At 66.0% G+C, this 9,171-nt stretch carries 10 protein-coding genes and 1 pseudogene; 5 read left to right on the top strand and 6 right to left on the bottom strand.

From position 1 onward, the window contains the following. Positions 1 to 229, bottom strand: a 229-nt coding sequence (locus EV216_RS10600; RefSeq protein ID WP_424511182.1) for a hypothetical protein, incomplete at its 3' end; no start/stop codon positions are given. 61 nt (positions 230 to 290) lie between these two features. On the opposite strand from EV216_RS10600, the pseudogene EV216_RS18880 reads away from it, so the two are divergent. Continuing rightward, positions 291 to 620 (top strand): annotated as a pseudogene (locus EV216_RS18880) (hypothetical protein); the annotation flags it as partial. Between the two features lie 23 nt (positions 621 to 643). On the opposite strand, the gene EV216_RS10590 reads toward EV216_RS18880, so the two are convergent. The 4 genes from EV216_RS10590 to EV216_RS10575 form a co-directional block, all read right to left on the bottom strand. After that, positions 644 to 946: a 4a-hydroxytetrahydrobiopterin dehydratase gene (locus EV216_RS10590; RefSeq protein WP_132695290.1), complete on the bottom strand. Its 303-nt coding sequence runs from the start codon at positions 944 to 946 to the stop codon at positions 644 to 646. Continuing rightward, a complete protein-coding gene (locus EV216_RS10585) occupies positions 943 to 2,106 on the bottom strand; it encodes a GNAT family N-acetyltransferase (RefSeq protein WP_243642046.1) in 1,164 nt (387 codons plus the stop codon). The genes EV216_RS10590 and EV216_RS10585 overlap by 4 nt, the downstream gene beginning before the upstream one ends. 98 nt (positions 2,107 to 2,204) lie before the next feature. Continuing rightward, entirely contained in the window at positions 2,205 to 2,975 is a 771-nt protein-coding gene (locus EV216_RS10580) for a glycerophosphodiester phosphodiesterase family protein (RefSeq protein ID WP_132695287.1), read from the bottom strand. After that, positions 2,972 to 3,436, bottom strand: a complete 465-nt coding sequence (locus tag EV216_RS10575) for a RidA family protein (RefSeq protein WP_132695285.1) — start codon at positions 3,434 to 3,436, stop codon at positions 2,972 to 2,974. The genes EV216_RS10580 and EV216_RS10575 overlap by 4 nt, the downstream gene beginning before the upstream one ends. Positions 3,437 to 3,590: 154 nt before the next feature. Here EV216_RS10575 and EV216_RS10570 point away from each other — a divergent pair, with 154 nt between their 5' ends. Then, entirely contained in the window at positions 3,591 to 4,358 is a 768-nt protein-coding gene (locus EV216_RS10570) for an MlaA family lipoprotein (protein ID WP_243642042.1), read from the top strand. Further along, complete coding sequence (locus EV216_RS10565; protein WP_132695284.1) at positions 4,336 to 4,953, top strand: MlaC/ttg2D family ABC transporter substrate-binding protein; 618 nt, start codon at positions 4,336 to 4,338, stop codon at positions 4,951 to 4,953. The genes EV216_RS10570 and EV216_RS10565 overlap by 23 nt, the downstream gene beginning before the upstream one ends. A gap of 13 nt (positions 4,954 to 4,966) precedes the next feature. Here EV216_RS10565 and EV216_RS10560 read toward each other — a convergent pair whose 3' ends face one another. After that, positions 4,967 to 7,168, bottom strand: a complete 2,202-nt coding sequence (locus EV216_RS10560) for a transglycosylase domain-containing protein (RefSeq protein ID WP_132695282.1) — start codon at positions 7,166 to 7,168, stop codon at positions 4,967 to 4,969. 258 nt (positions 7,169 to 7,426) lie between these two features. Between EV216_RS10560 and EV216_RS10555 the strand changes: the two genes are divergently transcribed. Then, entirely contained in the window at positions 7,427 to 7,765 is a 339-nt protein-coding gene (locus EV216_RS10555) for a P-II family nitrogen regulator (RefSeq protein ID WP_132695281.1), read from the top strand. Between the two features lie 35 nt (positions 7,766 to 7,800). Beyond that, entirely contained in the window at positions 7,801 to 9,171 is a 1,371-nt protein-coding gene (locus EV216_RS10550) for an ammonium transporter (protein WP_132695279.1), read from the top strand.

Raw genomic sequence — 9,171 nt, 5'->3', positions numbered from 1 at the left:
CCATTGTCCTCGGACCAATGGCGGACAATGGCTCGCCCCGGAGCCGGGTCGGCCGGTCGGCGTGGAAGACATGGTTGACCTTGTCGTCCGGACAGCCGAGCTTGTCGGCGATGTCGCACACCGCAGCTGTCAGGCTCGCATAGCTGTCGAGATGATCGACCACCATCTGCAGCGCCCGCTCGCGGAACTCGGCCGGGTATGGGCGCGTCGTGTTCTCCTCCCCGTCCATGGGAAGGCATCCTTCGAGAGTTTTGCCCTCCGGTAAACCCGGGGCGGTTCAGACCCGCTGGCCCGCCGCCGAATGGCTGATCGCCAACCGGGGCTACGATGTCGACTGGTTCAGGGACGCGTTGAAAGACAAGGGCATATGTCCGTGCATCCCCGGTCGGGAGTCACGCGGCAAGACTGTCCTCTCCGCCCTCGCTCTGGCTGCGGCCGTCATGCTCTGGTTTCGACGATCAATGAGACTGGAGCCCGATCTCCCAACTCGCCCAACGGTCCACATCGGTCGATCCCGGATCCCTCAGTACAGCGTATCAATCCTGGGAAATCGGCGCGACACCGGGAACGCTCAGGACCCCGACAAAAACCAGATGAAAGCTGGACGATTTTCCGATTGACAGATTCCGGCCCGCTCGGGGGGTCAGGACGGTCCGGCCAAGGCGTCCATCCGGCGGGCCAGATCCATATCCAGATGTGTCAACCCGCCTGCGTCATGGGTTGTCAGAACCACCTTGACGGACTTGTAGACATTGCACCATTCGGGATGGTGGTTCAGCTTTTCGGCCCATAGCGCGGCCTGCGACATGAAGCCGAATGCCTCGATGAAGTTATGGAATTCATAGGTTTTCTCGATTGCATCGCGATCCCCCGCCAGAGCCCATCCTGCCGCCAGCAGTGGTGCCAGATCTCGTGCCCGCGCGTCCTCTCCCAGCTTCTCGCTCATGTCTCCTCCGTCATGACCCTGCGAAACGGGCCGTAGTCGGTCAGCACCTCGATCTCCTCCTCGACGGCCTCGCGCTCGGCCCGCAGATACTTCTCCACCGCCCCCCGCAATCCCGGATCCGCAATCCAGTGCAACGAGTTGGTTGCCACCGGCAAATACCCCCGCGCCAGCTTGTGCGCCCCCTGCGCACCCGCCTCGACGGTGGCAAGGCCATGGGTAATGGCGTGGTCGATGGCCTGATAATAGCACAGTTCGAAATGCAGGCAGGGGTGATCCTCGATGCAGCCCCAGTAGCGGCCGTAAAGGCGGTTGCGGCCGATGAAGTTCAGCGCCCCCGCAACCGGGCGGCCATCGCGTTCGGCCAGCACCAGCAGCATGTCCTCGCGCAGGGTTTCCTGCGCGCAGTCGAAGAAGGCGCGCGTCAGGTAGGGCGTGCCCCATTTGCGCGCGCCGGTATCCTGATAGAACCGCCAGAAGGCATCCCAATGCCCGGGCCGCAGCCCGTCGCCCGTATGGTGGCGGATGACCCCGCCAAAACCTTGTGCCGCCGCGCGTTCCTTGCGGATGGTCTTGCGCTTGCGCGATGAAAGATCGGCAAGGAAGGCGTCGAAATCGGCGTAACCGCGGTTTTCCCAATGGAATTGCTGGGTCACGCGGCGCATCAGGCCCATATCGGCCCCGGCCTTCGCCTCGGCCTCGGTGCAGAACGTGACATGGACCGAGGACAGCCGGTTGCGCGCGGCGATCTCGACCGCGCCCTGAACCAGCGCCGCCAAACCGGTCACCTCGGCCCCGGGCCTTGCCAGAAAGCGCCGTCCCGTCGCGGGCGTGAACGGGACCGCAATCTGAAGCTTGGGATAATAGCGCCCGCCCGCGCGCTCATAGGCATTGCCCCAGTTGTGGTCGAAGATGTATTCGCCTTGGCTGTGGGTCTTGGCGTAAAGCGGCGCGACGGCAAGGATCGTGCCGCGCTGCCGGGCCACCAGGTATTGCGGATGCCAGCCGGTGCCGGGGCCGACCGATCCGCTGTCTTCCAGCGCCATCAGGAACCGGTGCGTGGTGAACGGATCCTCGGGGCGGCCGCCATCCGCTGTTTCGGGACAGGCGCAGGCATCCCATTCGGCGGCCGATATCTGCGAAAGCGAGGTCAGGATCTCCATCTCGACCCGGTCTGCCCCGGCTGTCACGCTCTCAAGCTGCCCTTCGGCCATGCGCGCCCTCCTGTCCACCCGATCAGATGGGCCGGGCCGGGCGCGGGTCAAGCGGCGGGGTGGGACGCGGCGTAGCCCTCGAAGGTGACGTTCTGCGCGATCGCCCGCGCGATGGCCTCGTCCCGGGGGCTGCGGATCGTCCAGCACAGGATCGCCGCGCCCTGATCGCGCAACTCGGCCACCCGCGACCGGGCCAGATCCGACCAGCGATGCGAGATGAAGCAGGCGCCGACCCGGTGATAGTCGGGAATCCCGCGCAGCAGCTCGCGGACAGGTCCGGGCAGGCCGGACCAGTTCGGTCGCGCATAGGCGCAGGTGGTGATCCCGCGGGGAATGTCGGGCGCGGCCTCGGCCAGCGCGGCGACCGAATGGGGGTTGAAGGACATCACCGCCACCGGCCCGTCATAGCCCGCCACCGCGCGCGCCACGGCGCGTTCCAGCGCGCCCACCTCGCGGCCCATGGCGCCATCCTGATCCTTGATCTCGATCAGCACGGGCACCCGGCCTGCAACCTCGTCCAGCACCTCGTCCAGCGTGGGGATCGCACAGTGCCCGCCCAGCAGCGGGAAGTCGTGCAACTCGGCCCGGCTGCGCTGGCAGATCGGGCCGGTGCCGCCGGTCAGCCGCTTGAGGTCATAGTCATGGAACACCATCGCGGCGCCATCCGAGGAGGGCTGGATGTCGATCTCGATGCCATAGCCCACCGCCAGCGCGGCGCGCACGGCTTCCATAGAGTTTTCGGGCCGGCCCGCGGCGCGGTCGTGGAACGCGCGATGGGCAATGGGCGTGTCCAGGAACGCGCGCGGAAGGCCGGTCATCGGATCTGGAAGATCCCCTCGATCTCGACCGCGACGCCGAAGGGCAGGGACGCCGCGCTGACCGCCGAACGGGAATGGCGCCCGGCCTCGCCCAGCGCCTCGACCAGGAAATCCGAGGCGCCGTTGATGACCTTGGGCTGGTCGCCGAAATCGGGCGTCGAGTTGACGAAGCCGGTCAGCTTGACCACCCGCACCAGCCGGTCGAGATCGCCGCCGCAGGCCGCCTTGAGCTGCGACAGCAGGCTGATCGCACAGCTCCGCGCAGCCGCTGCGCCTGCGGGCACGTCCATGTCGGCGCCCAGCTTGCCGGTGATGAAGGCACCATCCGCCATCGAGACCTGGCCCGAGACGAAGACCAGATCGCCCGAGACCACATAGGGCACGTAATTCGCCGCGGGCGCCGGGGCCTCGGGCAGGGTGACGCCAAGCTCGGCCAGCCGGGCTTCGAATTTTCCGCTCATGCGCAGTCTCCGGATCGTCTGTTTCCTAGGCGCCGACGCTACAGGCGTGCCCGGATGGACGAAACCGAAAAATGAACACAAGCCTGCGCGGGCTTGGCCCTTGTGATCGTCGGCGTGGCATGGTTCGGTAACCAAATTCGTTCATCTGTTGCGGATGCTGACCTTGCCCCCCTTCGCCAAGCCCCTGTTCCGCCGGTTGCTGCCTGCGGCCGCTCTGGTCCTTCTGGCCGGGTGTGCCGCGCCGATCCCCAGCGGCATTTCCGACCCCTACGAGGCGCAGAACCGCGCCGTGCATCGGGGCAATGTCGCGCTTGACCGGTCTGTGGTCCGCCCCACCTCCATGGTGTATGGCCGCACGGTGCCGGGGCCGGTGCGCACCGGCATCAGCAATGTCGCCTCGAACCTGTCGCTGCCTGCCGCGGTCGTGAACAGCCTGTTGCAGCTTCGCCCCGGCGATGCGGCGCAGAACACCACGCGCTTCCTGATCAATACGACGATCGGGCTTGGCGGTCTTCTGGATCCGGCGACGCCGATGGGGGCAACGCAGATTGAAACCGGGTTCGGCGAGACGCTGCATGTCTGGGGCGTGGCGGAAGGCAATTATGTGGAACTGCCGCTCATCGGGCCATCGACCGGGCGGGATGCGGTGGGGACCGTCGTCGATGTGGCGCTCAGCCCGACCGTGGTTCTGCTTCGGGCAGAGCGGCTGCGGGCTGCGGTGGGAACCGGCATCCTGTCGCAACTGGGCAGACGCTTCGACCGCTCGAATCTTGTCGATCCGCTCCTATATGAAAGCGCAGACAGCTACGCGCAGAGCCGCCAGATCTATCTGGACAACCGCCGCTTCCGGCTGCGCCGCGGCGCCGATCCGGACTATTTCGACCCCTACGAGGATCCTTATGACGACCCCGCTGCCCAGTGACCTCGCCCGCCGCGCCCTGCTGACCGGCTGCCTTGCCGCGGCTGCCGCGCTGACATTGCCCGGACGGGCGCAGGCGCTGACCCAGGCCGAGGCGGCGCGGCTGATCGACCAGGTGGTGGGCGACATCAACCGGGTGATCAATTCCGGCCGGTCGGAAGCGCAGATGCTGCCAGAGTTCGAGCGGATCTTCGCCCGCTATGCCGACGTGCCGATCATCGCGCGGTCTGCGCTGGGGGTGGCTGCGCGTTCGGCCTCTGCGGCGCAGATGCGCGCCTTTACCGAGGCGTTCCAGGGCTACATGTCGCGAAAGTATGGACGCCGGTTCCGCGAGTTCATCGGCGGCGAACTTATCGTGCGCGAGGCAAGGCCGTTCCGCGATTTCTACGAGGTCCGGACGACGGCGGCGCTGCGCGGGCAAGCGCCGTTCGAGGTGGTTTTCCTGGTCTCGGGCCGCTCGGGGCGCGACCTGTTCTTCAACATCTTCATCGAGGGGGTGAACATGCTGGCCACCGAGCGCACCGAGATCGGAGCGCTGCTGGACCAGCGCCGCGGCAATCTGGACGCGTTGATCGCCGACCTGCGGCGGATGGGCTAAGGCGCATCGCACCTCAGTTGCGGCTGCCGCCCAGAATAGACCCCAGCACCTCCAGCAGGATGCGTTCGGCAACGTCGCCGGCGCTTTCGCGCGGCGGGTTAGGGCCACGCTGGCCATAGCCCTCGCCCGAGGAATAGGTCTCGCCCGGGTAGTTATATTCGGGCGCGGGCGGTTCGGGTACAAGCATCGGCAGCGGGCGCGGTGCGAGGCCCTGATGCACCCGGATCATCACCTCGCGCCAAATTTCGGCGGGCAACCCGCCGCCGGTCACCCCGGTCATCGGTGTGTTGTTGTCATAGCCCATCCAGACGCCCGCCACATAGTCGGCGGTGAAGCCTATGAACCAGGCGTCGCGCACCGCAGAGGTTGTGCCGGTCTTGCCCGCCGCTTGCCAGCCGGGCACCTTGGCGCGTTGTCCGGTGCCCGACTCAATCACCTGGTGCATCATGTAGACGAGGCTTTGTGCGGCGCCCTGAGATATCACCCGCTCGCCCATGCCGCCCGCCTTGCCCATAAGGGCTTCGCGCTCGCCCTTCAGGCGCAGGTCAATCAGACCATAGGGCGTCACGCTGGACCCGCCGTTCAGGATGCCCGCATAGGCCCCCGTCATCTCGATCAGCGTCGATTCCGACGCGCCCAGCGCCAGTGCCGGGCCGAGGGCCAGGTCGCTTTGCAGCCCGAAATCGGCGGCGATCTTGCGCACATTCTCCCGGCCCATCTCCTCGGAAACCTTTATGGCGGGGATGTTGTAGGAGTGTTTCAACGCCTCGGTCAGGGTGACGCGGCCGTGAAAGCGGCGGTCGAAATTCTCGGGCGAATAGGGCCCGGATCCGGGCACCCGGATCGTGATCGGTTCGTCCACGACTGTCGCGTTGGGTGTGTAGCCAAGGTCAAGCGCCGCGGCATAGACGAAGGGCTTGAAGGCCGAGCCGGTTTGCCGCAGGGCCATGGTGGCCCGGTTGAAGCCCCCGATCGAGGTCTGCCGCCCGCCGACCATCGCCCGCACCGCGCCATCGGCCGACATCACCACGATCGCCGCCTCGGCCTTTGAACCGGGCTTGAGCTTGGTCTCGAAGATCGTGGTCAGCGCATCTTCGGCGGCCTTTTGCAGACGCGGGTCGAAAGTGGTGCGGATGATCACGTCTTCGGTCGTGTCGCGGGTCAGGAAATCCGGTCCAGCGCTCATCACCCAATCGGCGAAATAGCCGCCCGACCGCGATTCCGCCGCCTGGGACAGCCGGGCGGGGTTCGCGCGGGCCTCGGCGGCCTCGCGCGCGGTCAGAAAGCCCTGCTGCTCCATCAGGCCAAGGATCAGGTTCGCGCGATTGCGCGAGCGTTCCAGGTTGTTGGTCGGGGCATAGGTCGTGGGCGCCTTCAGCAGCCCGGCCAGCATCGCCGCTTCGGACGGCGTGACCGTATTCGCCGACTTGCCGAAATAGCGCTGCGCCGCGGCCTCGAAGCCGCGGGCGCCCGCGCCCAGATAGGCGCGGTTGAGATAGATCGTAAGGATCTCGTCCTTGGTATAGCGCGCCTCCATCGCCATCGCATAGACCGCCTCCTTGGCCTTTCTGCTCAGGGTGGTGCGACGGCAGTCGGCCTCGTAGGCGGCTTCGGTTTTCCACTCCCGGGCGTCGTAGGGCACGCCCAGGCAGAGAAGTTTCGCGGTCTGCTGGGTGATGGTCGAGCCGCCATGACCCGAGAACGGCCCGCGCCCTTCTGACATGTTGATGCGGACCGCGCCCGCGATGCCCAGCGGGTCAAGGCCGAAATGTCGGTAGAACCGGCGGTCTTCGGTGGCGATCACGGCGTTCTTCAGCGCGGGCGCGACCGTCGCCGCGGTGATCTGGCCGCCGAACTGCTCGCCCCGCCAGGCAAAGACCTGCCCGTCGCGGTCCAGCAGCGTGACCGAACCGCGGTTGCGCCCGTCGAGCAGCGCCGAGACCGGGGGCAACTGGACGTAGAAATACAGCACCGCAAGCCCGATCGCGACCGTGCCCATCAACGCGATCCGCGACCCGATCTTCCAGAACAGCCCAACGATCCAGCCGACGATGCCCGTGAAGAACGCGACCACCGGGTTGCCGCGCCGCCGGGACGTGTGTCCTCGCCCGCCGCCCGACTTGCGTCGGGTCGCGCCGGTCTTTTTCGCTGTCGCCTTGCGCGGGGTGCGCCGTTCCGCCACCAGCGGGGGTTTTCTCCGGCCCGTGCTGCTCATGTCCGTTCCGAGTGTTCTGCCTGCCTCGCGGCACCATACCCCGGCGATGGTGGAATGTGGAGTTCCCAGGTGCTCACGTTTTCGGCTTTCTTGCCCGCACAAAAAAAAGGCGCCAGCGCCTTTCTGTGCAAAAAATGTGCAAAAATCACTGTCTGGGGCGTGCCGGGCGGCTGCGATTCCTTGTCTGCCCGGCGGCTCCGGCCCCTCCTTGCCCCATTGCTCCCGCAGGGCCTCCTGCCAAACCGGAAGGGTCATGACGTGAAACTGATCATTGCTGCAATCAAGCCGTTCAAGCTGGAGGAGGTGAGGGAAGCGCTCACCACCATCGGCGTGCGCGGCATGATGGTGACCGAGATCAAGGGCTTCGGCTCTCAGTCCGGCCACACGGAAATCTACCGCGGCGCGGAATACGCCGTGAACTTCGTGCCCAAGGTCAAGCTCGAGATCGTCGTGCCGTCGGCGATGGCCGACCAGGTCGTCGAGACGATCGCGAAGACTGCGAAGACCGACAAGATCGGAGACGGGAAGATTTTCGTCCTCGACGTGAACCAGGCCGTCCGCGTGCGCACGGGCGAAACCAACGAAGACGCGATCTGAGCGCCACGACGATCCTCACGAAAGGACCAAGAGAAATGAAACCCTTGAAACTGATCCCCCTTGCGGTGGTCGCGCTGGCGCTGACGCCGGGCCTGGGCCTGGCCCAGGACGCCGTCGCCGAAGTCGCCGAGGCCGTCGAAACCGTTGCCGAGGCCGTCTCGGGCGCACCCGCCGAGCAGACAGCCTATATCCTCACCACGCTGCTGTTCCTGATCGGCGGCTTCCTCGTGTTCTGGATGGCCGCGGGCTTTGCCATGCTGGAGGCCGGTCTGGTCCGTTCCAAGAACGTCACCATGCAGCTGACCAAGAATATCGGCCTCTTCTCGATCGCGGCGATCATGTATTACCTGATCGGCTTTGGCCTGATGTATCCGGGCGAGTGGTGGATCGAGGGCTGGCTTGGCCCGCTTTTCGCGGTGACCTCGCTGGAACCCGTGGGCCTTGCCGTTGAAGACGCGGATCTGGGCTATGCCTCTGTCGGCTCCGACTTCTTCTTCCAGTTGATGTTCTGCGCCACCACCGCTTCGATCGTCTCGGGCGCGCTGGCGGAGCGCATCAAGCTGTGGCCGTTCCTGTTGTTCGTCGTCATCCTGACCGGCGTCATCTACCCGATGGAGGCCTCCTGGGTCTGGGGCGGCGGCTGGCTGGACGAGATGGGCTTCTCCGACTTCGCCGGTTCGACTCTGGTGCATGCGGCGGGCGGTTTCGCGGCGCTGGCAGGTGCCATCGTGCTGGGGGCGCGCAAGGGCAAGTATGGCAAGGACGGTTCCGTGCATCCGATCCCGGGCTCGAACCTCGCTCTGGCCACGCTTGGGACGTTCATCCTGTGGCTGGGCTGGTTCGGCTTCAACGGCGGCTCGCAGCTGGCGATGGGCACCGTCTCTGACGTGACCGATGTCAGCCGCATATTTGCCAACACCAACGCCGCGGCGGCAGGTGGTGCCGTGGCCGCGCTGATCCTGACGCAGCTTGTCTATGGCAAGGTCGACCTGACGCTGGTGCTGAACGGTGCGCTGGCGGGTCTGGTCTCGATCACCGCCGAACCGCTGGCGCCCTCGCTGACCGAGGCCACGCTGATCGGTGCCATCGGCGGGTTGATCGTGGTCTTCACCGTGCCTCTGCTGGACAAGCTCAAGATCGACGACGTGGTCGGCGCCATTCCTGTGCACCTGTTCGCCGGTCTGTGGGGCACCTTCATCGTGGCCTGGTCGAACGATGACGCAAGCTACATCACCCAGCTTATCGGCTTTGCGGCCATCGGCGCCTTCGTCTTCGTCGTCAGCTTCATCTGCTTCACGATCATCAAGGCGGTGATCGGCCTGCGGGTCAGCGAGGAAGCCGAATACAAGGGTCTCGATGTCAGCGAACTGGGCATGGAAGCCTATCCGGAGTTCGGCAAGTCCTGA

The sequence above is a fragment of the Rhodovulum steppense genome, assembly GCF_004339675.1.
Taxonomy (GTDB): Bacteria; Pseudomonadota; Alphaproteobacteria; order Rhodobacterales; family Rhodobacteraceae; genus Rhodovulum; species Rhodovulum steppense.
This window is presented reverse-complemented; position numbering and strand designations above follow the sequence as displayed.